Source organism: Actinomadura coerulea, assembly GCF_014208105.1.
Classification (GTDB): Bacteria; Actinomycetota; Actinomycetes; order Streptosporangiales; family Streptosporangiaceae; genus Spirillospora; species Spirillospora coerulea.
In genome coordinates this window covers 2,756,716-2,778,900 of record NZ_JACHMQ010000001.1, presented here as the reverse complement: position 1 = coordinate 2,778,900, position 22,185 = coordinate 2,756,716, and the positions used below count along the sequence as shown (strand labels likewise).

At 70.6% G+C, this 22,185-nt stretch carries 25 protein-coding genes and 1 pseudogene; 21 read left to right on the top strand and 5 right to left on the bottom strand.

Annotated elements, in window-relative coordinates:
• Window positions 1–132: 132 nt before the first annotated feature.
• Window positions 133–252, bottom strand: a pseudogene (locus BKA00_RS40820) (IS3 family transposase); the annotation flags it as partial.
• Between BKA00_RS40820 and BKA00_RS12860 the strand changes: the two are divergent.
• Window positions 196–696: a MerR family transcriptional regulator gene (locus BKA00_RS12860; RefSeq protein WP_185034123.1), complete on the top strand. Its 501-nt coding sequence runs from the start codon at window positions 196–198 to the stop codon at window positions 694–696. The pseudogene BKA00_RS40820 and the gene BKA00_RS12860 sit on opposite strands and share 57 nt — an antisense overlap.
• Here BKA00_RS12860 and BKA00_RS12855 read toward each other — a convergent pair.
• Together BKA00_RS12855 and BKA00_RS12850 are read right to left on the bottom strand one after the other, a co-directional pair.
• Complete coding sequence (locus BKA00_RS12855) at window positions 654–1,265, bottom strand: VOC family protein (protein ID WP_221493134.1); 612 nt, start codon at window positions 1,263–1,265, stop codon at window positions 654–656. The genes BKA00_RS12860 and BKA00_RS12855 overlap by 43 nt on opposite strands.
• A 324-nt stretch (window positions 1,266–1,589) precedes the next feature.
• Window positions 1,590–2,750, bottom strand: coding sequence for a pyridoxal phosphate-dependent aminotransferase (locus BKA00_RS12850; protein WP_185025117.1), 1,161 nt, complete (start codon window positions 2,748–2,750; stop codon window positions 1,590–1,592).
• A 57-nt stretch (window positions 2,751–2,807) separates the two neighbouring features.
• Here BKA00_RS12850 and BKA00_RS12845 point away from each other — a divergent pair, with 57 nt between their 5' ends.
• From BKA00_RS12845 to BKA00_RS12800, 10 genes are all read left to right on the top strand, one after another.
• Window positions 2,808–3,353, top strand: coding sequence for a helix-turn-helix domain-containing protein (locus BKA00_RS12845; protein ID WP_185025116.1), 546 nt, complete (start codon window positions 2,808–2,810; stop codon window positions 3,351–3,353).
• A gap of 62 nt (window positions 3,354–3,415) precedes the next feature.
• The gene (locus BKA00_RS12840) at window positions 3,416–4,021 is read left to right on the top strand and encodes an HD domain-containing protein (RefSeq protein WP_221493133.1); all 606 of its coding nucleotides are present in this window, start codon (window positions 3,416–3,418) and stop codon (window positions 4,019–4,021) included.
• An 810-nt stretch (window positions 4,022–4,831) separates the two neighbouring features.
• A complete protein-coding gene (locus tag BKA00_RS12835; RefSeq protein WP_185025115.1) occupies window positions 4,832–5,653 on the top strand; it encodes an alpha/beta fold hydrolase in 822 nt (273 codons plus the stop codon).
• Window positions 5,654–5,774: 121 nt separating this feature from the next.
• A complete protein-coding gene (locus BKA00_RS12830) occupies window positions 5,775–6,617 on the top strand; it encodes an alpha/beta hydrolase (protein WP_185025114.1) in 843 nt (280 codons plus the stop codon).
• Between the two features lie 136 nt (window positions 6,618–6,753).
• Window positions 6,754–7,041 carry a hypothetical protein gene (locus tag BKA00_RS12825; RefSeq protein WP_185025113.1) on the top strand — a complete coding sequence of 96 codons (288 nt, stop codon included), beginning with the start codon at window positions 6,754–6,756 and terminating at the stop codon, window positions 7,039–7,041.
• Window positions 7,031–7,306 carry an anti-sigma factor antagonist gene (locus BKA00_RS12820; RefSeq protein ID WP_185034118.1) on the top strand — a complete coding sequence of 92 codons (276 nt, stop codon included), beginning with the start codon at window positions 7,031–7,033 and terminating at the stop codon, window positions 7,304–7,306. The genes BKA00_RS12825 and BKA00_RS12820 overlap by 11 nt, the downstream gene beginning before the upstream one ends.
• A gap of 341 nt (window positions 7,307–7,647) precedes the next feature.
• A complete protein-coding gene (locus tag BKA00_RS12815) occupies window positions 7,648–8,391 on the top strand; it encodes a DUF2382 domain-containing protein (RefSeq protein ID WP_230298994.1) in 744 nt (247 codons plus the stop codon).
• Between the two features lie 864 nt (window positions 8,392–9,255).
• On the top strand, window positions 9,256–10,248 hold the full coding sequence (locus tag BKA00_RS12810; protein ID WP_185025111.1) for a PI-PLC domain-containing protein: 993 nt from the start codon (window positions 9,256–9,258) through the stop codon (window positions 10,246–10,248).
• Window positions 10,245–10,682: a hypothetical protein gene (locus BKA00_RS12805; protein ID WP_185025110.1), complete on the top strand. Its 438-nt coding sequence runs from the start codon at window positions 10,245–10,247 to the stop codon at window positions 10,680–10,682. Before BKA00_RS12810 ends, BKA00_RS12805 begins: the two co-directional genes overlap by 4 nt.
• A gap of 235 nt (window positions 10,683–10,917) precedes the next feature.
• Window positions 10,918–11,442, top strand: coding sequence for a hypothetical protein (locus BKA00_RS12800; RefSeq protein ID WP_185025109.1), 525 nt, complete (start codon window positions 10,918–10,920; stop codon window positions 11,440–11,442).
• Window positions 11,443–11,891: 449 nt separating this feature from the next.
• On the opposite strand, the gene BKA00_RS12795 is transcribed toward BKA00_RS12800, so the two are convergent.
• Window positions 11,892–12,443: a carboxymuconolactone decarboxylase family protein gene (locus tag BKA00_RS12795; RefSeq protein ID WP_185025108.1), complete on the bottom strand. Its 552-nt coding sequence runs from the start codon at window positions 12,441–12,443 to the stop codon at window positions 11,892–11,894.
• Window positions 12,440–13,222, bottom strand: coding sequence for an IclR family transcriptional regulator (locus BKA00_RS12790; protein WP_185025107.1), 783 nt, complete (start codon window positions 13,220–13,222; stop codon window positions 12,440–12,442). The genes BKA00_RS12795 and BKA00_RS12790 overlap by 4 nt, the downstream gene beginning before the upstream one ends.
• 114 nt (window positions 13,223–13,336) lie before the next feature.
• Between BKA00_RS12790 and BKA00_RS12785 the strand changes: the two genes are divergently transcribed.
• The 10 genes from BKA00_RS12785 (at window position 13,337) to BKA00_RS12740 (ending at window position 22,184) form a co-directional block, all read left to right on the top strand.
• Window positions 13,337–14,125: an SDR family NAD(P)-dependent oxidoreductase gene (locus BKA00_RS12785; protein ID WP_221493132.1), complete on the top strand. Its 789-nt coding sequence runs from the start codon at window positions 13,337–13,339 to the stop codon at window positions 14,123–14,125.
• 18 nt (window positions 14,126–14,143) lie between these two features.
• Window positions 14,144–14,926, top strand: coding sequence for an SDR family NAD(P)-dependent oxidoreductase (locus BKA00_RS12780; RefSeq protein ID WP_185025106.1), 783 nt, complete (start codon window positions 14,144–14,146; stop codon window positions 14,924–14,926).
• Between the two features lie 31 nt (window positions 14,927–14,957).
• Window positions 14,958–15,767, top strand: a complete 810-nt coding sequence (locus tag BKA00_RS12775) for an ABC transporter ATP-binding protein (RefSeq protein ID WP_185025105.1) — start codon at window positions 14,958–14,960, stop codon at window positions 15,765–15,767.
• Entirely contained in the window at window positions 15,764–16,522 is a 759-nt protein-coding gene (locus BKA00_RS38865) for an ABC transporter permease (RefSeq protein ID WP_185025104.1), read from the top strand. The genes BKA00_RS12775 and BKA00_RS38865 overlap by 4 nt, the downstream gene beginning before the upstream one ends.
• Window positions 16,519–17,499, top strand: coding sequence for an ABC transporter substrate-binding protein (locus BKA00_RS12765; RefSeq protein WP_185025103.1), 981 nt, complete (start codon window positions 16,519–16,521; stop codon window positions 17,497–17,499). Before BKA00_RS38865 ends, BKA00_RS12765 begins: the two co-directional genes overlap by 4 nt.
• 1 nt (window position 17,500) lies before the next feature.
• Complete coding sequence (locus tag BKA00_RS12760; protein ID WP_185025102.1) at window positions 17,501–18,319, top strand: ABC transporter permease; 819 nt, start codon at window positions 17,501–17,503, stop codon at window positions 18,317–18,319.
• 36 nt (window positions 18,320–18,355) lie between these two features.
• On the top strand, window positions 18,356–19,225 hold the full coding sequence (locus tag BKA00_RS12755) for a fumarylacetoacetate hydrolase family protein (RefSeq protein WP_185025101.1): 870 nt from the start codon (window positions 18,356–18,358) through the stop codon (window positions 19,223–19,225).
• On the top strand, window positions 19,222–20,088 hold the full coding sequence (locus tag BKA00_RS12750) for a fumarylacetoacetate hydrolase family protein (RefSeq protein WP_185025100.1): 867 nt from the start codon (window positions 19,222–19,224) through the stop codon (window positions 20,086–20,088). The genes BKA00_RS12755 and BKA00_RS12750 overlap by 4 nt, the downstream gene beginning before the upstream one ends.
• The gene (locus BKA00_RS12745) at window positions 20,085–20,864 is read left to right on the top strand and encodes an alpha/beta hydrolase (RefSeq protein ID WP_221493131.1); all 780 of its coding nucleotides are present in this window, start codon (window positions 20,085–20,087) and stop codon (window positions 20,862–20,864) included. The genes BKA00_RS12750 and BKA00_RS12745 overlap by 4 nt, the downstream gene beginning before the upstream one ends.
• A 69-nt stretch (window positions 20,865–20,933) precedes the next feature.
• A complete protein-coding gene (locus BKA00_RS12740) occupies window positions 20,934–22,184 on the top strand; it encodes an amidohydrolase family protein (protein ID WP_185025099.1) in 1,251 nt (416 codons plus the stop codon).
• The last annotated feature ends 1 nt before the right edge of the window (window position 22,185 follow it).

Here is a 22,185-nt window from a genome sequence, read left to right as displayed (position 1 = left end):
GGCGTCGGATATCCGGAGAAGCGCAGAAGGCGCAGGTGGTGGGCATGGACCACGCCGCCCAGGTCGCCGACCCGCTCGTGCCTGTCGTCGGCACGGTGGTGCGGACGCGGCCGCCCGCGCGCCCTGGCGTTCCAGCTCGCGCATCAGCTGCCCCACCGTGCAGTGGGCAACCCGGTGGCCGTCGCGGCCCAACTGATGCCAGACCTTGCGGGCCCCGTAGATGCCGTAGTCGGCGGCGTGGAGGCGAGTGATCTCGGCCCTGAGCCACTCGGGGTGGCGCGTCGGCCGGGCGTGGCGCCTTCCACGCTACGAACCTGGGATCGCCGGTACGGCGTGGGCCCAACGGGCGGCGGCCCTGGCGGGCATCGCCGCTATACCCAGGCCGACGTTGTCCGGCTGGAGACCATGCAGCAGATGATCTCCGCAGGAGCGCCCCCGGCGGCCAGCAGTTGGCAATCACCACGGCAGCACGACTCGCCGCGTTGTCCTGGCCGCCGAGGAAACCGGTGCCGCCGCGGTCGCCGACCCGCCACACCGGGGCGATGCCCTCGCCGACGGCTTCGATCACACCGACGATCGGTGCCTCCCACTCGCGTTCGACCAGCTCGAACCGGTCCGGCCACTGACGGTCACGGCACGGTAGGTGGAGGCGGTCACGACGGCAGTTCCGCCCCGGCCTGCTCACGCACCATGTAGTCGGCGTACCAGTCGGGCCAGTCCGGGTCCTCGGCGCCGATGAGCGCCTCGTGCTCACCGTGAGCGGCGGCGGCGCGGCGTAGCGCGGCCGCCAGGTCCGCGGTCGAGGAGTACGCGGTGACCGCCGGGTCCAGCCGGCCCGGGAGCCGGCTGGTGATCTCCTGCAGGACCCAGCCGTTGCCCTCCGGGTCGCTGAACGACAGGAACGACGCGTAGCTGCCGCGCTGCGGGTCCGGACCGGGCACCCGGGCGTCGGTCCCGGCGTGATGGAACACACCGCCCGCGTCGTGGAACACCTCACTCGGCTCGGCCCCCAGCCGCTTGAGCTCACCGTGCGCGGCGGTGATGTCGTCGACGATCAGATGCAGACCCTGCGCCGAGCCTGGCGCCTGAGAGCTGACCGATGTGCCGAAGATGACCGACGCCGGCGACCCGGGCGGCGTCACCTGCACCACCCGAAAGTCCGTCCCGGTGGCGGCATCGGCGTCCAACCGCCACCCCAGCCCCGTATAGAAGTCCTTGGCCCGGTCCACATCCGAGACCGGAACCACCACGACTTCGAGCTTCATGTCCACGATCTACGCCTCCTGCACTCGTCGGGGGATCCCCGCTGCGCGGCCAGCCGCCAGGACGCGATGGGCAGACTCCCTGCGTGTCCCCCGGGTACCCGGGAAATACCCTCCCCAAAATCGGCGCAGAGGCGTCTCCGCTGGTCGCGGGCAAGGCGGGCGCTCGGCACCAGGCGTCACAGCAGCCTGGCCGCCGCACCCGCTGCACCGTCCACCCCGATTCGGCGCTCGCGACCTGGCGGGCCCAGTCCGGGCACTTCTGGATCTGTCTTTGAACTCGTTTGGTCGGGCAGATGGTGGAGCCACCTGGTCGCGGCGGCCCCTTCATCGGACGGCCTGGTCGAAGCGCTCCTTGAGATCGGTGAGGCGTTCGAGGGGTTCGTTGGCGAACACGAGCCGCAGGTAGTGCGTTCCGCCGGGGCCCCAGCCGTCCATGGGGGTGGCGGCGACCTTCGCCCGGTGGAAGAGGCGCCAGGACAGCTCGGCGGCGGTCAGCCCGAGGGGCCTGGTGTCGATGAGGAGCGACCAGCCGCCGTGCGGTCGGATGACCGGGTAACCGGCGAGCCGGTCCAGGACCCTCTCGCAGCGCCTCTGCCATTCGGCGGTGGCGGCGGCGACGTCGGCCTCGGCGTCGGGCGCGTCCAGCGCGGCGGCCACGGCGTTCTGGGCGAGGCCGACCTGGCAGACGACGTTGGTCAGGCCGACGAGGCGGATGTCGGCGACGATGGGGGCAGGGCCCACCACCCAGCCGACGCGCCAGCCGATGAGCCGCAGCTCCTTGGAGGCCGAACCGACGGTGATGGTGCGCGCCGCCAGGCCGTCGTGTGCCGCAGGGTGACTGGGAGGGCGGCCGTCGAAGCGGATGCGTTCCATGGCCGCGTCGTAGACCAGCCAGGCGTCGTGGCGTTCGCAGGCGCCGGCCAGGGCGGACCAGTGGCGGTCGTCCAGGACGAGGCCGGTCGGCATCGTCGGGCCCATCGTCAGGACCGCCGCCGTGTCGGGTCCGACGGCACCGGCGAGTCGTTCGGCGTCGATGGTCCAGCCCTCCGCGGTGGGCGCTGCGGGAACGAACCGGGGGACACCGCCCGCGAGCCGCACCCGGTTGACCAGCCCGGCATAGACGGGGTCGCACAACACGACCTCCTGCCCGGGCTCCACCGTCGCCAGCAGCGTGTTGAGGATGCCGTTGAGACCGCCGGCCACGCTGACGCATTCGGCGTCGGGGTCATAGCGCCGTCCCGCGATGCGTCCCACGTGCGCCGCGGCGGCCTCGCGAAGGGACCGGTGCCCCTGGAACGGCAGGTAGCTGTTGGCCGCGTCGTCGCCGACGGCCGCACGCGTGGCGGTGAGGGCGACGGCGGGCGGCCGGACGTCGGTGTCGAGGTTCTCCAGACGCAGGAACTCCGGGTCGTTCGCGGCGTCGGCCGCGTCGCCGACGGCGTCCACACCGATACCCGGGATGTCGCGCAACCGCGTCACCGTCATTCCGCCTCCACCGTGAATCCGTTTTACTGGTACAGGCATACCACTATGCTGATACGCATGGATTCTGCGCAAGTGGTGGGGCGCAACGTGCACCGGCTGCGGACGGCGGCGGGGATATCGCTGGCCGACCTGGCGTCCGCCAGCGGCATCAGCAAGACCACGCTGCACGGCATCGAACAGGGTCAGGGCAACCCGACCCTGAGCACCCTGTGGGCCATGGCCACGGCACTTGAAGCGTCCCTTGGCGAACTGCTGGAAACGCCGCCCTCGACCGTGGAGGTGGTCCGCGCCGGTGACAGGCGGCCGCGCGTCGAGGGCGAGGCGGTCAGCGCTCGTCTCCTCCACCGCATCAAGCTGCGCGGCACCGTGGAGGTCTACGACATCGCCATCGGCGAGGGCGCCCAGCACTCCGACGCCCACCTGCCCGGCGTGGAGGAATGCCTCATACTCACCGAGGGAAGCGCCACCACGGGCCCGGCGACGTCCCCCATCGATCTGGGTGAAGGCGATTCCATCCGGTTCGACGCCGCTCACCCGCACCTGTACCGAGGTCACACCGCGGACAACCGCGCCGTCCTCCTGATGATCCACCCCGAGAACTGACGCACGGCCCCGGCGGCAAGGCCCCCGCACCAGTGGCCGCGGTCGGAGAATGGAGGAATACGATGAGTTCTGTGGGATTCGACGACCTGCTGATCCCCGATAGCCCGGCCTGCCGCGGCGCTCTCGAAGTCGTGGCCGCGTACGAGACGCCCTCCCTGCTCAACCACTCCGTCCGCTCCTACCTCTGGGCGGCGGCACACGCACAGCGCAACGGCATCGCGTTCGACGCCGAACTGCTCTACGTGTCGGCCCTCCTGCACGACATCGGCCTGGTGGCGCAGTTCGACAGCCACACGGTGCCGTTCGAGGAGGCGGGTGGCCACGTGGCCTGGGTCTTCGGCGCCGGCGCGGGCTGGCCCCCGGAGCGGCGGGTACGGGCGTCGGAGATCATCGTGCGGCACATGTGGCCCGAGGTGCCCGTCGAGGAGGATCCCGAGGGCCACCTGCTGGAGCTGGCCACCGGCATCGACATCTCCGGTCGCGGTCTCGACGGGGTCCCGGTCGGGCTGCGCGGCGAGGTACTGGAGCGCTACCCGCGCCTGGACCTGGCCGAGGAGTTCACGGCCTGCTTCCGCGACCAGGCGGCGCGCAAGCCAGGCAGTTCCGCCGCGCTGTCCGTGTCCGCCGGGGTCGCCGACCGCATCCGGCGCAACCCGCTCGACGCCTGACTGGCCCCTACCCCGCCCAAAGGAGCGGTTCACCCCCGGGTACGTTCTGACGCCCCGCCAGGCGGCCGTCCGGGCGCCGTGGCCGGGCGCACCGCCCGCACCGGCGGCCCGCCCCTTGGAGTCGTCCGCGCGGTTCCAGGGCCCGGGGGTGTCATCGGCAGGGCAGTCATCCACAGAACGCGCCTACCTCGCGGTGGCCACGTCCGGTGAGCCCGCCGTCGAGGGCATGACAACGACGAACATAAAGACGACCACTGGAACGACGAAGGCGCGCCGACCGGAGAGCGCTGAACTGGCACGCTTTGCAAGCAGTCGGCGGCCGAGGGGCCCAGCGTCCACCAGCGTCCACCCTCGCCGCCGACCTGGCCGCGCTAGTGCGGATCTGCGCGCTCGCCTTGAGCGAGGGGCCGCAGCGGGTCCCCCACCCAGGCTAAGGCGTCCCGGGCAACCGGCTACTTAGGTTGAAAGCTGCGCGCCTGGGGTCCCTGCCCTGGCCTTCGGTCGAGGAGGCATGCTCAGTCACTCCGCGCTAATGAAGCAGCGGCAGCAAGCCGACCCATCATGCCGTCTGGTTGGAGTTACGCGCCGCTTTGATACAGGAAGCATCAGGTAAAGCGAAAATTCACCATCTTACTGCCAGGCTTTTCGCACCCTGAAGTTAGGAGCTCATCCTTCGGGGGGACTGGGAAGCCATGCCCAGCATGGGAAGTCGCGGGCCATGGACGGGACCGAGCGTTCCACGGGCTCGACGAGACCGGTGGGGTCGACGGTGTTCCGTATCGACCTCGCCTTCCAAAGGGGGCCGGTGCCATGAGCACGATCACTACGCATGACGGTACGGAGATCTATTACAAGGATTGGGGCGAGGGCCCGGCCGTGACGTTCTCTCACGGCTGGCCGTTGAGCTCCGACGCGTGGGATGGCCAGATGCTGTTCCTCGTCCAGCACGGCTATCGGGTGGTCGCGCACGATCGGCGCGGTCACGGCCGATCCAGCCAGACCTCGATGAGAAATGACATGGACGGCTACGCCGACGATCTCGCCGCGGTGATCGAGGCGCTCGACCTCAAGGATGCCACGCTGGTGGGCCACTCCACCGGCGGCGGGGAGGTCGCGCGCTACATCGGCAGGCACGGCACGAGCCGGGTGGCCAAGGCGGTCCTGATCGCGGCGGTCCCTCCGATCATGGTGAAGACCGAAGCCAACCCCGAAGGCCTCCCGATCGAGGTATTCGACGAAATGCGCGAGGCCCTCTTCAACGACCGTTCGCAGTTCTACCAGGATCTGGCCATCCAGTTCTACGGCGCCAACCGGCCCGGCGCCAGCATCTCCCAGGGAGTGCTGGATCAGTTCTGGCTGTGGAGCATGCAATCGGGTCTCCTCAACGCCTACGAGAGCATCAAGGCCTTTTCCGAAACCGACTTTCACGACGACCTCGCCAAATTCGATGTGCCGACGCTGGTGCTGCACGGCGAGGACGACCAGATCGTCCCGGTCAAGGACTCGGCGATCAAATCCGCCCGGCTGATCAAGGGCGCCAGGGACGTCTACTACCCCGGCGCTCCGCACGGCATCACAGCCACCCACCAAGACCAGCTCAACGCCGAACTGCTGGCCTTCATCCGAAGCTGACCGGCACACCCGGCTCCGGGACTTCCACCGACCGCCGACCGGTCGCCAGCGGCACTTCGTCAATCACTCAATGGAGCAAAGACGGACAATTGTACTTTTACACGATCGAAGGAGGGTTGGCATGCCGTCAATTTCTGAGCGGGAGCACCGGGAGATCGAGGCGGCCAACGCCTCTCACAACACCCCGGTCGTCCTCATCCACGGGCTCTGGCTGCTGCCGAGCAGCTGGGCCAACTGGGTGGACTTCTTCAAGCAGGCGGGCTACGCACCGCTGACACCGGATTGGCCGGACGATCCGGAAACGGTGGAAGCGGCGCGGGCGAACCCGGGCGTCCTCGCCAAAAAGACCCTGAAGCAGATCGCCGACCACATCACCGAGATCGTCAACGCCCTGGACAAGCGGCCAGTGCTGATTGGGCACTCGACCGGGGGTCTTCTGGCGGAAATGCTGGCGGGCCAGGGCCTTTCGGCGGCCACGGTGGCCATCGACCCTGGGATCTTCCGGGGCGTTCTGCCGCTGCCGGCCTCCGTGCTCAAGGTGGTGGGCCCATTCCTGGTCAACCCGCTGACGCGCGATCGCGCGATCACTCTCACGTTCGACCAGTTCGCCTACGGATGGGCGAATGCGCTGGACGACAAGGAGGCGCGGAAACTCTATGACAACTTCCACGTCGCCGGCTCTGGGCTCGCTCTCATGCAGATGGGCAACGCGAATCTCAATCCGTGGACCGAGGCGAAGGTGGACACGAAGAGCCCCGGGCGCGGTCCCCTGCTGATCATCGACGGTGAAAAGGACCACACGGTGCCCTGGGCGCTCGCGAACGCCGCCTACAAACGGCAGAAGCGCAACCCTGCCGTCACGGAGATCGTGAAGATGCCGGACCGAGGCCACTCCCTCACTATCGACCACGCATGGCAAGAGGTCGCCGAGACCGCACTCGACTTCGTCCAACGGTCCGCCTAACGTGTACGGCGGATCTTGCCGGTGCGGTGGTCGATAGAGTCCGCGTTGTCGGCCAGCCGCTCCATGAGTCCGTCTGGGTAATTCAGGTCCTGCCGTAGCGGTTTCCCCGTGCCGGGTGCCGGGCCGCTGCTGGAACGTGAAACAGGGTGACCTCTCATCACTGTTCGCGTTCGGTGCAGTCCTGGGGGCCGTCGACGCATGCCTCGGCGGCCTGCTCGGTCGGATGTTCCTCGCCGAGAAAGCCTCCAGGGACGGCATGAACCGCGGCTTCTTAGTGGTCGCCGTCACCGTCATCTTCGTCAGCCTCCTTCCGATGTTCGACGAGCAGATCGGCGGCGGTCTCGTCGGTTACAGAAGCTTGATCGTCGGCGCGCTCTGCGCAACACGCGGCGTCGGTCGCTGCCCCAGTCGAGCTGCGCGGTGAGCTCGACCTGTTCACCGCCCCGGCGCTGGCGGATCGCGTCGAAGCGCTGATCCGCCAGCCGTCCTCGCCGCGGATCGCACTCCAGGTCTCACGGGTGGGCTTTTGTGACTCTGCGGGGATCAACGCCTTCGTGCGGCTGTGGAAGCGCGCCGGCGCCGCCGGCAGGGAACTGGTGCTCCTGAGGCCGCATCCGCGCGTGGCCCAGGTGCTGGCCATGACCGCCCTGGACCACTACCTCCCGATGCACGACACCCTCCCCGCCTGACCCGTCTGGACCGCGCCCGGCCTCGGCCACGCGGCGAAGACCTGGGTGAGCACCGCCCTGCGCCAGCTCCGCGGCCGTGTCGCCGACGTGGGTGTCGGGAGAAGGTGCTCGGTGCTCTTGCGGGTGCATCCGCGGCGTTCACCGAACTGCAGCAGATTCCAGACCAGCCCACCCTGGCCCCACGAGATCGGACACCACGTGCGCTGTCTCGCAAGCCACTACTGAGCAAATCGGTCTTTGAGGGACATTTGCCTCCAAGGAGGGGTTCCCCGGGTTCTCAGCGGTAGGGGTTCCATGACAGAGGAAGGAAAAAGATGATTACAGAGCAACAGATTCCCAGAGTGCTGGACCACCCGCTTTACGATGAGCGCGGCAGCAAGGTCGGCGACGTCAAGCACGTCTTCCTGGACGACCGGACCGGCCGCCCCGAGTGGCTGGGTGTCAAGACCGGGATGCTGGGCGCCAAGGAGACCTACGTGCCCGCCCAACGGGCCGAGTGGGTCTCCGACCATGTCGAGGCGGGATACGAGAAGGACTTCATCAAGCAGGCACCCGACGTCGACCTCGAAGCCGGGGGCCAGCACATTCCCTCGGCCGAGGTGCAGCAGCTGTACCGCTACTACGGCATCGGCTCAGGCGGCCCGGAGCCGGCCGGCGCTCCCACGCAGGAGGCGCCTGAGCGGGCACACGAGCCCGACGACGCGATGACCCGCTCCGAAGAGAAGCTGCACGTCGGCACGGAGACCCGGGAGTCGGGCCGGGCCCGACTGCGCAAGTACGTGGTCACCGAGGAGCAGCAGGTGACCGTCCCGGTCAGCCACGAAGAGGTCCGGGTCGAACGCGAGCCGATCACCGATGAGAACCGGGATGCGGCGATGCGCGGGGAGGAGATCACCGAGGCCGAGCACGAGGTCGTCCTGCACGAGGAGCGGCCGGTGGTGTCCAAGGAGACCACCCCGGTGGAACGGGTGCGGGCCTCCAAGGAGACCGTGACCGAGCAGGAGACCGTCGGTGGCCAGGTCCGCAAGGAGCGCATCGAAATGGAGGAGGACGACACCAGCCAGCGGGGCCGCCGCAAGCGGTAACCGCCGCCTCGACATGGCCGTCCCACCGATCACCGGGCCCCAGATGATCGGACGCCCGGACTCACGGGCTGATCGACGACCTGGCGGGCGGCCCTGGTAGCCGAAGATGTCGCCCTCGTGGCCCCAGAGCCGGGTTCCGTCGGCCAGGAGCTTGGTTCGCAGGCCGAGGCCGTAATCGTAGTCTGCCGGTGGTCCAGGCGGTGCGCATCTGGGCGAGTTGGGCGGGGCGGAGCAGCCGGCCGGTGAGCAGCGTCTGCCGTGTTCGGGTTGATGGCCAGTTTCGCCGCCACGTCCCGCACGGTCGGCAGCTGATCGCCGACCGACAGCAGACGGCGACCCACACCCTCTATGGCCGGATGGCGTGCACTCCGGCGTACATGGCTCCCGGCAGTGGCGCGGGGATCCGGTGGACGACCGCACGGATCTGTACGCCTTCGGAGGGATCCTGTACGTGATGATCGGGAACCCGGTCTTCCGGCCCCCTCGGTTCCTCGGAGGGTGTTCGCGGGCGCACGTGCGAAGCCTCCGGTGCCGGAGTCGTTGGACCCGCGAACTCAGGGCCCGGCTCCCAGGCACTGGGGCCGGGCTCTCGGGCGGGTGGGAGGTTGGGCCGGTGGGCCCTGGACGCCGGGAGCGAGCGGTCTCATCCTCAGAAGCATGATCTCTCGGGATTCTGGGGCGTCGGCGATCGAGTACGGCGCGCTTCTTCTGGTTGCCGCCGTGGTCGTCACCGGCCTTGTCGAAACGGTAGGCGAGAGGCCTGCCCGGGCATGCCAGGCGGCGCTGTGCCGGATGTTCGGCGGGGACTGCGGAAGGGCGCGGACCGTGAGCGGGAACGCCGGTGGAGCGTCCCCGCGTCCCTTGATGGCGCCCCGTGCTCCGAGGGCCGGGGCGGCGCGGGGTGCGGTGCCGGGGGTGCCGCTGACGGCCAAGGCTCCGATCCCGCCGCGGGTGTGCGCGCCGAACCCTGGCGCGAAGTGGGTCGACGGGCTCAACGCGCACAACGACTACCAGAACCGCCGGCCGCTCAAGAACGCGCTGAGCAACGGGGCCACGAGTGTGGAGGTGGATCTGGCGTTCGATCCCTCCGGCCGCCTCATGGTGACCCATGAGGCGATCGGCGACCCCGAGGGGAGGGAGTTCCGCGCCACGTACGTCAAGCCCCTCATCGACCGGGCGAAGAAGAACGGCGGGCAGATCTATCCGGGGCAGAACGGGAAGTTCCAGCTCTTCGTGGAGGTCAAGTCCAAGGACGGCGTGAAGCAGCGCAAAGAAGCCTACGAGAAGATCGTCAAGGCGGTGAAGGACCTTCCCGACAGCGTGGAGGTCGTCCTTCCGGTGAGTCTCATCGTGGGCCTTCCCGGCCAGAACCCGGTGGAGAATCCGCCGCCGCACATCACGTTCTCGCAGGGGTTCACGGCCTGCACGTCGACCGCCGAGCGGGGCTGTGAGAACGGCGAGAGGTGCAAGGTCCCGGACCAACTCGACCCCGCGACTCCCAAGGATCCCCACCTCACCGCGTACGCGGAGCACGTCACCGTCCTCAACGGCAGTTTCAGCGACTGCGTCTCCTCGAACGGCTCCCTTACCGAGGACGAGAAGCGCAAGTACCAGGAACTGGTTGATCGTGCGCATGCCGCGGGCCTCAAGGTGCGCCTCTATGAGGGCCCGGACGGTTCGAAGCGCGGGCTGTCGTCGGGAAAGTTCTTCCAGTGCGCCATCGTGGCCTGCAACAACGATCAGCGGCACGACTGGTGGAACCTGCAGATAGCGGCCGGTGCCGACTACCTGGTGACCAACCACCTCGGGACCGGTGCCGACTGGCTGACGCACTGCGGATCTCCGAAGAAGAAGTGATCCGGAAGAGACGACCTCCGTCCAGAAAGATCCTTTCGGCGCTGGAATCCGACCACGGGATCCACCGGGTCACCGGGAAGTTCAGCAACCCGGTCCCGGTCACCGCCCGCGTCGCCACCCTCTTCGGACGGCATCTGGAGACCGCCCTCGTGCACGCCGTCGCGGACGGCCGGTGGACCTTCGTCGCGTGGCGGCGGCCCCACCTCGCCGTCGCCGGTTCCCCCGCCATGTGGCCGGGATGGCGGGTGTACCGCGTCCCGCCGTCGGCCACACCGGAGTCACGGCTGATCGGCGGCGAGGGACCGCCCAGGGCCGGTCTCGTCGCCGGGCCGGTGCCCCTCGGGCGGACGCCGGCGGCGGCGCGGGAGCTCCTGGAACGGGCCGGCGTCGACCCCGCCGACCTTCCGCGGCTGCTTCTCGACCACGGACCATGATTGGCTTCGGCTCGCTCAGCCTGCGGATAGGGGTCACCGGGGGCCCCGACCCCGGGAGGTGGCGGCCGCCCGGTGTGCCCAGCGCGGACGGTCGGCGCCGAACAGTGTACGGATCCTAAAGCAGTGTGCACTCACCAGATAGATGTCCTATGGCGCCTCATCCAAAATTCAAAGGACGAACTCGCTATCCCAGAGTGGCGCGACACGCGCGCTCATCGCGAACCAGGAGGGCCACATGATCATGCGAGCGGCGCGAATGCCGAAGAGAAGGTTCGCCGCGGTCACCGTCGCGGCATCGGCGATGTTGCTGTCGACGATCGCCGTCGCGCCGAGCGCGTCCGCCGACCCCTACATCGGCCCCGGGGGAGAGCCGAAGGTCGACGGCATCGAGGGTCCTTGGAGGTGGATGGACCGGCCGCGCGGCGAAGAGTCGAAGGACTACCTGCCCTCATGCGCCAAGTTCTACGTCTGCCTGTACGTGCTCTCGAACCAGACGAGGACGAGAAACTACTGGTACGTCTTCCGGCTGTACGACGAGAAGTCCTACGGCGTCCACAACTTCAACTACGACAGCAACTACCAGTGGATCATCAACAACCAGTCGGGCGGCGTGGACGCGCTGACGTTCGACGGGGGTGCGGTCGGGAGCATTATCGCGTGTTATCCGGGCCCCGCCTCGGCGCCCGACCTCTCGCGGAATTTCAAATCCGCCAACTGGCGCCCCGTCTGGTCCGTGGATACGAGCTACAAGTATTGCTAGCTCTTGAGCAGGTCAGGGCACGAGCTGCGCTTTCTCGGTCACGGATCGCCGCCGTCCCCTATCGCACTCGACAGGTCATGACGGTGCGGCCGAGCGGGGCCGTCAGAGCGAAGGGTCTGACGGCCCTCGGCCCTTCTCTGCGGCCCTCTGGCGGAACTGGCGAGGGAGAGCCCGTAGACGGCACGGAAGGCCGGGCTGAAGTGGGCCGGACTGGTGAAGCCCCGGCGGGCTGCGACGGCACCGATCGGGGCGCCCAGCAGCGGGTCGCTCAGGTCGCGGCGGGCCGGCGATCCGATCACGGCGCGGCCCGCGCCGTCGGCGGCCGGTGAAGGTCCGTGCGGAAAGGCTTATCGCCCTGCGGGGCATCTGGCCTGGCTCGCGGTCAGGGGATCGTTCCGCGCATCGCCCGTCCCGGCATCGAGTCCGGTGAACGCCTCGGCCGAACCGCGTCAGCCGCGGAAGACGCGCATCTGGAGGGCGAGGGTGGCGTAGTAGCCGACGAGGGTGGTCAGCTCGAAGACGGTCTCGCGGTCCAGCGGGGGCACGCAGGCCGCCCAGGTGGCGTCGTTCACGTCGCCGGTGACGAGCGCCCGGGTGAGGCGGAGCACGGCGGCCTCGTCCGGGTCGTCGAGGTCCAGCGGCGCGCCGGCGGCGATCGCGGCGAGCTCCGCGTCGGTGAGTCCGGCGGCCCGTCCGACGGCCTCGTGGGCGGTCCGCTCGAAGGCGCTGTCCCAGTGGGCGGCGACGACGAGGATGGCCATCTCGCGGGCCCGGCCGCCGAGCGAGCCCGCGTAGCGGACGGCCGCGCCGACCCGCTGGAGGGCGTCGCCGAGCGCCGGGCGCAGCAGGAACTCGTTGAACGGCCCGAGCAGCACGCCGTCGTCGGAGACCAGGTCGAACAGGCGGGGGCCCTGCGCGCGGGGGCCCTCGGTGATGGAGCGGTAGAGGGCGAGCCGGTCGCCGTCGAGGTCGGCGGGCCGGAACGGGTGCTTGCGGGTCATCGGGTCCTCAGTCTCGTGGTGATGTCGGCGGCGGTGGCGCGGAGCCGGTCGAGGATCTCGCCGTGCAGGTCGGCGAGGGGGCGGCGCAGGGCGGACACGGCGACGTTCACCGCGGCGGCCGGGGCGCCGTCCGGGCCGAGCACGGGGACCGACACCGACCGCAGACCCTGGGCGAGTTCCTGGTCCTGGACGGCGTACCCCTCGCTGCGGATCTCCTCCAGCTGGGCGAGGAGCGCGGCGCGGTCGGGCACCGCGTTCGGCCCGGCGCCGGGGGCGAACGACGCGTCGGTGAGGCGGCGGTCCAGCTCGTCCGGCGGGAGGTGGGCGAGCAGTAGCTTGCCCATGGACGTGTAGGTGGCGGGCAGGGTCGAGCCCACGTGCACGTTGGCGGTGACGAGGTCGGCGTTGCGGAGCCGCGCGAGGTACAGGACGCGGTCCTCGACGAGGACGCCGAGGTTGACGGTCTCGCCGGTGGCGTCGGCGAGCAGCCGCAGCGGCCGGTCGCTGAGCTGCACGAGGCCGGAGCCGCGCATCGCGGCGGAGCCGAGGGTGAGGACCTTGACGCCGGGCTGGACGGTCCCGTCGTGCCGGCGTTCCAGGTAGCCGAGGTTTTCGAGGGTTGCGACGATCCGGAATGCGGTGGGCATCGGGATGCCGGTCAGGGCGGCGATGTCGCTGGTGCGCAGGGACAGCGTCGCGCCGTCGAACAGGCTCAGGACCTGCAGGCCCTTGGCGAGGGCGGCGATGTGGTAGCGCGAGGGGTCCGGCTTGCCGGTCACGGCCCGCCCCCAGGTGCGCGCCTTGACGCCATGACCGGCGTCACACCATACTCATGCCTTGTGAAAGTGGGTTTCATAGAATGAAAGCTAACTGGGGAAGGCGAGGGACCGCAAGTGGCTGACGGGACGACTCAGGCGCTGCCCGGCACGGGAACCGCGTGGCTGTGCCTGGACGGCGCCCGGGTGCTGGTGCTCGGCGCGGGCGGGATCGGCGCGGAGTGCGCCCGCGGCTACCTCGGCGCTGGCGCGGCCGTCACCGCGGTCGACCGGGACCAGGACCGGCTGGACGCGCTGGAGCCCGGCCCGGACGCGACGCGGCTGCACACCATCGCCGCCGACCTCACCGAGCAGGGCGCCGGCGCCGCCGTCGTCGCGCGCGCCATCGAGGCGATGGGCGGCCTGGACGTGCTGCTGCACTGCGTCGGGATCAACGACCGGCGCCCGGTGCTGGAGTTCACCGAGGCCGAATGGGACCGGGTGCTGCGCACCAACCTGCTCACCGCGTTCGGCGCGGCCCAGGCCGCCGGACGGCACATGGTGGACGCGGGCGGCGGGCGGATCATCTTCCTGTCCTCGGTGTCGGGGCATCTGGCGCACAGCAAGCACGGGCCGTACGCCGCGTCCAAGGGCGGACTGAACCAGATGATGCGGGTCATGGCGGCCGAATGGGCCCGCCGGGGCGTCACCGTGAACGCCGTCGCTCCCGGCTACGTGGAGACCCCGCTGACCGCCGCCTATCTGGAGCAGCCGGGCGTCCGCGAGGACCTTGTGCGCCTCGTCCCGGCGGGCCGGCTCGGCACGCCCGCCGAGGTCGTGGGCCCGATCCTGTTCCTGTCCTCGCCGCACGCGGCGTTCGTGACCGGGCACGTCATGTACGTCGACGGCGGCCGCACGCTCGTCTGAAACGACTGGGAGAACCACATGACTCAGAAGATCTTCCCGCGGTTCGAAGGGAAGACGGTGCTGGTGACGGGGGCGGGCACCGGTTTCGGCGCCGAGATCGCCGTCCGGGCCGCGCAGGAGGGCGCCCGCGTCGGGGTGCACTACAACTCCTCCAAGCAGGGCGCCGAGCGCACCGCGGAGCGGGTCCGGGAGGCGGGCGCCGAGGCGTTCGTCGTGCAGGCCGACATCGGCTCGTGGGATGCGATCCGCGCCCTCGCCGACGAGGTGTTCGAGATTGCCGGTGAGCTGGACGTGCTGGTCAACAATGTCGGCGACGTGGCGACCGAGCAGATGTCGTGGCGGGAGCTGACGCAGGAGTCCCTCGACCGGGTCATCGACGTGGACGTCAAGGGCACGCTGCTGATGACGCACGAGTTCGGCGCACGGATGCTGGAGCAGGGCCACGGCGCGATCGTGAACATCGGCTCGACCGTGGTGGTGCGCGGTAGCGCGCGGGCCCCGCAGTACGCCGCCGCCAAGTACGGGCTTCTGGGCATCACCAAGTCGTACGCGGCGGCGTTCGCGCCGGCCGTCCGGGTCAACACGTTCGCGCCCGGTTTCATGGAGACGGGCGCGACGCTGGAGCGCGAGGACTGGAAGTCGGGCCGCCGCGAGAAGCTGATCTCGCAGACGCCGCTGGGCCAGATCCCGCCGCCCGAGGTCGTCGCGGGCACCGCGCTGTTCCTGGCGACGGAGGACGCCTCGCACATCACCGGCGCCTACATGCTCGCCGACGGCGGGTTCAACATGGTCGGGGCGTAGCGCGATGGCGGGGCAGCGCGAGGAGCGCGCCATGGCCGGGGGCGTACGGGAGGCCGCGGGGGTTCAGGAGGCGCAGCGGACGAGGGTCGCCGCCCGCGACCTCACCCTCGCCTACGGCGACACGACGGCGGCGACGGACCTGACGTTCGACGTGCGGCCGGGCGAGTTCGTCAGCCTGATCGGGCCGTCCGGGTGCGGGAAGAGCTCGGCGCTGCGCGCGGTGGGCGGCCTGCTCGCGCCGGTGTCCGGGGAACTGCTGGTCGACGGGACGCCGGTGGACGGCCCCCGCCCCCGGGACGTGGCGTTCGTGTTCCAGGACCTCGCGCTGTACCCCTGGCGCAGCGCCGTGCGCAACGTGGAGATCGCGCTGCAGTTCGCCGGGGTCGGCCGCGCCGAGCGGCGGGCGCGCGCGCTGGACGCGCTCCGCGCGGTCGGGCTCGGCGACGTCCCGCACCGGTTCCCGCACCAGCTGTCGGGCGGGATGCGGCAGCGGGTCGCGATCGCGCGGGCGCTGGTGTCGGACGCGTCGATCCTGCTGCTGGACGAGCCGTTCGCGGCGCTGGACGAGCTGTCCCGGCTGAAGATCGGCGAGCAGCTCGTCACACTGCTGGAGGAGCACGGCAAGACGGTGCTGTTCGTCACGCACAGCCTGTCGGAGGCGGCGTACCTGTCGGACCGGATCATCGTGATGACGCCGCGCCCGGCGACGATCAAGGAGGTCATCGAGGTCCCGCTGCCGCGCCCGCGCGAGCCGCAGGTGCTGCGCACGCCGGAGTTCCACGCGCTCACCGACCGCCTGTCGGCGCTGCTGCTGGAGGACGACCCTGGGGACGTGCGGTGATCGCGCCGCGCCGCGCCCTGGTCTACGCCGGGACGGTCGCCGCCGTCCTCGCGGTGTGGGCGCTGCTCGCCGGGACCGGGGCGGTCGCGCCGCTGCTGCTGCCGCCGATCGGCGACGTGTGGCGGGCGCTCTCGGACCTGGCCGCGGAGCCGTCGAAGCTGCTGGAGCCGGTCGGCACCACGCTGGAGGAGACCGCGATCGCGTTCGGGGTCGCGACGGCGATCGCGCTCCCGGCGGGGGTGCTCGTGGGCTCGTCGCGGCTGCTGCGCCGCGCCTACGAACCCGTCCTGACCGGCCTGAACGCGCTGCCGCTGGTGATCCTCTACCCGGTGCTGGCGGCGACGCTCGGGGTCGGCTCGCACTCCAAGATCGCGCTCGGGCTGCTGTACGCGTTCTTTCCCATCGCGATCGCGGCGGCCCGCGCGACCGCGGGCGTCGACGGCCGGCTGATCACCGCCGCCCGGACGATGGGCGCCATCCGCGCGCAGTGGCTGGCCGGGGTGGTCCTGCCGGCGGTGCTCGGGCCGGTGCTCGCCGCGATGCGGGTGTCGCTCGGCCTGACGCTCGTCACTGTCATCGCGTCCGAGTTCATCGCGGGCGCCGCCGGGATCGGCTACCAGCTCGGTACCGCCAGCCAGAGCCTCGACAGCCCCGGCCTGTTCGCCTGGATCGTGATCGCCTGCCTGGTCACGGTCGCCGTCAACCTCCTGTTCTCGCTCACCACCCACGTCCTGCAGAAAGGCATTGCCCGATGAAGGTCACCGCAAGGATCGCCGCGGTCGTGGCGCTGTGCGCCGCCGCGCTCACCGCGTGCGGTGGCGGCGGGTCGTCCGGTCCGTCCACCTCGATCACGCTCGGACTCGTCCAGGCGCAGGACTTCGTGCACGCGATGCCCGCGCGGGTCGCCATCCAGCAGGGCTTCTTCAAGGACGCCGGGCTGGACGTCAAGGTCGTCGACTTCAGCGCCGGGTCCGACCTCACCAAGGCGATGACCGGCGGGTCCGTCGACGTCGGCGCCGCGACCGGGCTGGACGCGGTGTCGGGCGCCGCGAAGAAGCTCGACACCCAGGCGTTCTTCGGCGTGATGGGGCAGAGCCCGATGGCGCTGATCGTCCCGGAGAAGTCCGGCATCACCGGCTTCTCCGGGATCGCGGGCAAGAAGCTCGGCATCTCCAAGGCCGGCTCGCTCACCGACTACATCACCCGCGCGACCGCGGAAGCGTCCGGCGTGGACTTCGAGAAGGTCAAGGAGGTCCCGCTCGGCGACCCGGCCGCCACGATGTCGGCGATGAAGCGCGGCGACGTCGACGGCTTCGTCCTGCCGGTGAACTTCGGGTTCCTGCTCCAGGCCAAGCACGAGGGCAGGATCGCGCAGAAGGCGTCGGACGTCCTCGGCCCGAACTCGCAGTTCGCGGTGCTGATGGCCAAGAAGTCCACGATCTCGGACAACAAGGCGAACCTGCAGAAGCTCGCCGGGGCCTACACCAAGGCGCTGACCTGGATGAAGGCCAACAAGCAGCCGACCGTGGACCTCGCCGTCGCCAAGCTCAGCATGCCGAAGCCGATCGCCGAGCAGACCTACGACGCGCTGATCGGCGGCTTCACCCCCGACGGCGGCATCAGCGCCGCGGGCATGGCCGGGTACGCCAAGGCGCTGCCGAAGCTAGGCATCGCGACGTCGTCGCCGGCGCAGGACGCCTACCTCAGCACCCAGATCGTCTCGGCGAAGTGACATGACGGCCATCACCGGAGCCGCTCCCGCGGCCGCGCGGCGCACGGCGCGGCCGCGGGAGGCGGCGGCGGTCCACCTCGTCCGCTGGGGCACCGTGGCCGCGCTGGTCGCGGTGTGGGAGGCGCTGACCCGGCTGTCGGGCGCGGGCGGCGACTACCTCACCTCGCCCAGCCGGATCGTCGCCGACGGCCTGCCGGCGGTGCTGGAGGGCCGGTCCCTCACGCTCGTCGGGTACACCACGTACCGGTTCCTGGCCGCGTTCGCGATCACTGCCGTGGCCGGGCCCGCGATCGGGCTGCTGCTCGGACGCCTCAACAAGCACGTCTACCTCGGCGGCCGCGACATCATGTCCGTGCTGTACGCGCTGCCGATGGCGCCGCTGTACCCGCTGTTCGTGCTCTGGCTCGGGCTCGGCGACGGCTCGGAGATCGCGTTCGGCGTCATCCACGGGATCGTCCCGGTGATCCTGATGACGATGACGGCGGGCGCGGCGGTCGAGCCCGTCGTCCTCGACTCCGGCCGCGCCATGGGCGCCGGGCGGCTGCGCCGGCTGCTGCTCCTGGTGGTGCCCGCCTGCCTGCCCGACATCATCGGCGCGCTGAAGATCGGCGCGGCGCTGTCGCTGCTCGGCGTGCTGCTGGCGGAGCTGATGATCTCGGTGGACGGCGTCGGCACGTTCATCTCCACCCAGATCACCAACCACGGCGCGGCCGCGCTGGACGCCATGGTGCTGGTCGTCTGCGTCGGGGCGTTCGCCGTCAACGCGCTGCTGTCGGCGGTGGAGAAGCGCGCCTCCCGCGGCCGTCCGGACCATCACTGACCTGCTGATTCACTGGAAGAAGGAAAACGGAGCCCCATGAAGCTGATCACTTTCGACGAGGGCCGGGTCGGGCGGCTCGACGGCGACGACGTCATCGAGCTGGACGTCCCGTCCACCCGCGCGTACTTCGAGCGCGACGGGAAGGTCGGCGAGACCGGCGAACGGCTGAAGCTGGCGGACGTGCGGCTGCGCGCGCCGATCCGGCCGAAGAAGTTCTTCCACACCGCCGGCAACTTCGCCGACCACCACGAGGAGCTCCAGGCCGTCAACTGGTCGCACCCGGTCCACAAGGGAATCGTGTTCTTCCAGAACGTCGACGCGATCATCGGCCCGGATGACCCGATCGTCTATCCCGAGCACCTCACCAAGGAGCTGGACTACGAGCTGGAGCTGGCCGTCATCATCGGCAAGCCCGGCAAGTTCTTCGGCCCGGACGAGGCCCTGGAGCACATCGCCGGGTTCACCGTCTTCAACGACATCACCGCGCGCGACATCCAGCGCCGCGAGATGGAGTCGGGCGTGTTCTCCTTCAGCAAGGCGATCGACACGTTCTGTCCGATCGGCCCCTGGATCGTCACCGCCGACGAGATCGAGGACATGCAGAACCTCGCCATGGAGCTGCGGGTGAACGGCGACGTGCGGCAGACCGGGCACACCAAGCAGATGCGGGTGTCGATCCCGCACCTGGTGGCCTACCACTCACCGCAGATCTTCAGCGCCGGGGACATCATCACCACCGGCACCGTCTCGGGCGTCGCGGCCGTCCAGCCGAACCCGTTCGACTTCTACCTGCGTCCCGGAGACGTCGTCGAGGCCGAGATCGAGGGCGTCGGGACGCTGCGCAACCCCGTGGTGTCCTGGCAGGACGCCCACGGCGAGCCCGCCCCGGAGAAGGTCGACTGGTGAGGACCGCCAACCTCAAGGGCCGCCTCGTCGTGGTCGTGAGCGACACCGCTGGGGGCGACACGGCCGTGGACGTCGCGGAGGCGAGCGGCGGCCGGTTCGCCGCCGACCCGCAGGAGGTCTTCGCCGAGTGGGACGCGTTCCGCGACTGGGCCGCGGGCCTCGACGCCGCGCAGGGCGCGCCGTTCGCGGTCGAGGACCTCGGGCCGCCCGTCCCGCGCCCGTCGCAGGTGTTCGCGATCGGGATCAACTACGCCGAGCACGCCGCCGAAGCCGGATACCCACCGGAGTCGGCGCCCGTGACGTTCACGAAGTTCCCGAGCTGCCTCGCCGGGCCGGTCAGCGACGTCGAGCTGCCGTCCGAGACTGTCGACTGGGAGGTCGAGGCGGTCGTCGCGATCTCCCGGGACGCCTACCGGGTGCGGCGCGAGGACGCCTGGGACCACGTCGCCGGGATCACCCTCGGCCAGGACCTGTCCGAGCGGACCGCGCAGCTCGCGGGCGCGAAACCGCAGTTCAGCCTGGCCAAGTCGCATGCGAACTTCGGACCGACGGGGCCGTGGCTGGTCACCCCCGACGCGTTCGGCGACCCCTCCGACCTGGCGATCTCGTGCAGCCTGGCGGGCGAGACGGTGCAGAGCGCGCGCACCTCGGCGATGATCTACGACGTGCCGGAGCTGGTCGTCCGGCTGTCGCGGGTCTGCCGGCTGTTCCCCGGCGACCTGGTCTTCACCGGGACGCCGCCGGGCGTCGGAAACGCGCGCACCCCGAAGCGGTTCGTCCGGCCGGGCGAGGTCCTGGTCAGCGAGCTGGAGGGGGTCGGGAGCATCACGCAGCGGTTCGTCGCCGCGGGCGGCGCGCCGTGAGCGTGCGGGTCGTGGAGGGCGTCGAGTACGCCGCCGAGGCCGGGTTCCGGCCGCTGCTCCTCGACCTGTACCTGCCGTCCGCGTCGCCGGGCGTGGCGTCGCCGGTCGTGCTGTTCGTGCACGGCGGCGGCTGGCGGCGCGGGACGCGGCGCGACTTCGGGCACGAGTTCGCGGGCTGGCGGCCGTCGCCGTTCGAGCGGATCGCCGAGGCCGGGTTCGCCGTCGCGTCCGTGGACTACCGGCTGTCGGGCGAGGCGCGGTATCCGGCCCAGCTCCACGACGTGCGGGCCGCGGTCGCGTGGCTGGGCGGCCACGGCGGTGAGCACGGGTTCGACGGGTCCCGGATCGTGGCGTGGGGCGAGTCGGCCGGGGCGCACCTGGCCGCGCTCGCCGCGCTCACCGGTCCGGGGATCGGGACCGTGGTCGGCTGGTACGGCGTGTACGACCTGGCCGCGATGCCGGATCCGGACGACCCGGGGTCGCGGGAGTCGCGGCTGCTCGGCGCGCCGGTCGGCGACGTCCCGGACCTCGCAGCCGAGGCCAGCCCGATCGCGCACGTCCATGCCGGTGCGCCGCCGTTCCAGCTCTGGCACGGGACGGCGGACCGGTTCGTGCCGATGGCGCAGAGCGAGCGGATGGCGGCGGCGCTGGACGCGGCGGGCGTCCCGGTGGAGTTGCGGCGGGTCGAGGGCGCTGACCACGTCTGGCGGGGCGTGCCGGACGTCGCCGCCGTGTTCGCGGCGTCGCTGGACTTCGCCCGTGGCGCTCTGATGTGACCTGGATTACGTTCTGACTACCACTTTGGAAAAGTTGCTTTCATTCACTGAAAATTGAGGAGCTCCGCGATGGGCGAGATCGTCTTCACCGGCGGATCGGTGTTCGACGGGACCGGCCGGGAGCCGTTCCCCGGCGAGGTCGTCGTGCGCGGCGACCGGATCGCCGCCGTCCGTCCGGGCCGCGCCCCCGCGCCGGAGGGCGCCACCATCGTGGACTGCGCCGGCGCCACCGTCATGCCGGGCCTGATCGAGGGGCACGCGCACCTGACGTTCCCGTCGGCCGTCGGCCACCTCGAACCCGGCTTCAACCCGCCGGTCGACGTGTCGTTCTTCGGCCGCCCGCCGACGGCGGACGAGCACCTGGCGCTCGCCGAGCGCAACGCCCGGATCCTCCTCGACGCGGGCTTCACCAGCGCCTACTCGGCGGGCTCGCTGACGCCGGGCAACGTCGAGGTCCAGCTCCGCGACCGGATCGCCGCCGGCGAGACGCCCGGCCCGCGGCTGCGCGCCGCCAGCTTCGAGCGCGACAACAACCCCGTCCGGCACGGCGCCGAGAACACCACCCCGACCGGCGTCGCCCGCTTCATCGCCGAGCAGGCCGCGCTCGGGTTCGACTCGGTGAAGCTGCTGCTCAGCAACGACGACGTCTTCGTCCCCGGCGGCTCGATGCAGACCCAGTACACCGCCGAGCAGGCCGCGGCGGCGGGCGCCGCCGCCCGGGAGGCGGACGTATGGCTGAATTGCCACGCGCAGAACCCCGAGTCGATCAAGCTGGCGGTCCGCAACGGGTTCCGGTCGGTGTACCACTGCTCGTACGCCGACGAGGAGGCCCTCGACCTGCTCGAAGAGCACAGGGACGAGCTGTTCGCCGCCCCGGCCGTCGGGATCATGTGGGCGAACGTCCACGAGGCCGGGGAGTTCGGGATCGACCGAGCCATGGCCGAGCGCATGGGGTCGGTCGCGCAGTTGGAGGCGCAGACCGCGCTCTACCCGGAGATGCGGCGGCGCGGCATCCGCGTCCTGCCCGGCGGCGACTACGGCTTCCCGCAGAACCCCATCGGCCGCAACGCCCGCGACCTGCAGCTCTTCGTCGACCTGTTCGGCTACACCCCGGCCGAGGCGCTCGTCGCCGCGACGAAGTGGGGCGGCGAGGTCATGGGCATGGCGGACGAGCTCGGCGTCCTTGCCCCCGGCTACCTGGCCGACCTGCTGGTCGTCCAGGGCGACCCGGCGCGCGACGTCGCCCTCCTCCAGGACTCGTCCAACCTCAACGTGATCATGCAGTCCGGTCGCTTCCACAAGCTCGCGGACGAGGGCTGAG

Excerpts from the sequence above, each read along its gene's own strand:
- BKA00_RS12775 (WP_185025105.1), top strand. The coding sequence starts at position 14,958 with ATGGCCGGGGGCGTACGGGAGGCCGCGGGGGTTCAGGAGGCGCAGCGG.
- BKA00_RS12860 (WP_185034123.1), top strand. The coding sequence starts at position 196 with ATGCCAGACCTTGCGGGCCCCGTAGATGCCGTAGTCGGCGGCGTGGAG.
- BKA00_RS12795 (WP_185025108.1), bottom strand. The coding sequence starts at position 12,443 with ATGACCCGCAAGCACCCGTTCCGGCCCGCCGACCTCGACGGCGACCGG.
- BKA00_RS12810 (WP_185025111.1), top strand. The coding sequence starts at position 9,256 with ATGGCGCCCCGTGCTCCGAGGGCCGGGGCGGCGCGGGGTGCGGTGCCG.
- BKA00_RS12845 (WP_185025116.1), top strand. The coding sequence starts at position 2,808 with ATGGATTCTGCGCAAGTGGTGGGGCGCAACGTGCACCGGCTGCGGACG.
- BKA00_RS12800 (WP_185025109.1), top strand. The coding sequence starts at position 10,918 with ATGATCATGCGAGCGGCGCGAATGCCGAAGAGAAGGTTCGCCGCGGTC.
- BKA00_RS12760 (WP_185025102.1), top strand. The coding sequence starts at position 17,501 with ATGACGGCCATCACCGGAGCCGCTCCCGCGGCCGCGCGGCGCACGGCG.
- BKA00_RS12855 (WP_221493134.1), bottom strand. The coding sequence starts at position 1,265 with ATGAAGCTCGAAGTCGTGGTGGTTCCGGTCTCGGATGTGGACCGGGCC.
- BKA00_RS12755 (WP_185025101.1), top strand. The coding sequence starts at position 18,356 with ATGAAGCTGATCACTTTCGACGAGGGCCGGGTCGGGCGGCTCGACGGC.
- BKA00_RS12830 (WP_185025114.1), top strand. The coding sequence starts at position 5,775 with ATGCCGTCAATTTCTGAGCGGGAGCACCGGGAGATCGAGGCGGCCAAC.
- BKA00_RS12780 (WP_185025106.1), top strand. The coding sequence starts at position 14,144 with ATGACTCAGAAGATCTTCCCGCGGTTCGAAGGGAAGACGGTGCTGGTG.
- BKA00_RS12835 (WP_185025115.1), top strand. The coding sequence starts at position 4,832 with ATGAGCACGATCACTACGCATGACGGTACGGAGATCTATTACAAGGAT.
- BKA00_RS12740 (WP_185025099.1), top strand. The coding sequence starts at position 20,934 with ATGGGCGAGATCGTCTTCACCGGCGGATCGGTGTTCGACGGGACCGGC.
- BKA00_RS12765 (WP_185025103.1), top strand. The coding sequence starts at position 16,519 with ATGAAGGTCACCGCAAGGATCGCCGCGGTCGTGGCGCTGTGCGCCGCC.
- BKA00_RS12840 (WP_221493133.1), top strand. The coding sequence starts at position 3,416 with ATGAGTTCTGTGGGATTCGACGACCTGCTGATCCCCGATAGCCCGGCC.
- BKA00_RS12850 (WP_185025117.1), bottom strand. The coding sequence starts at position 2,750 with ATGACGGTGACGCGGTTGCGCGACATCCCGGGTATCGGTGTGGACGCC.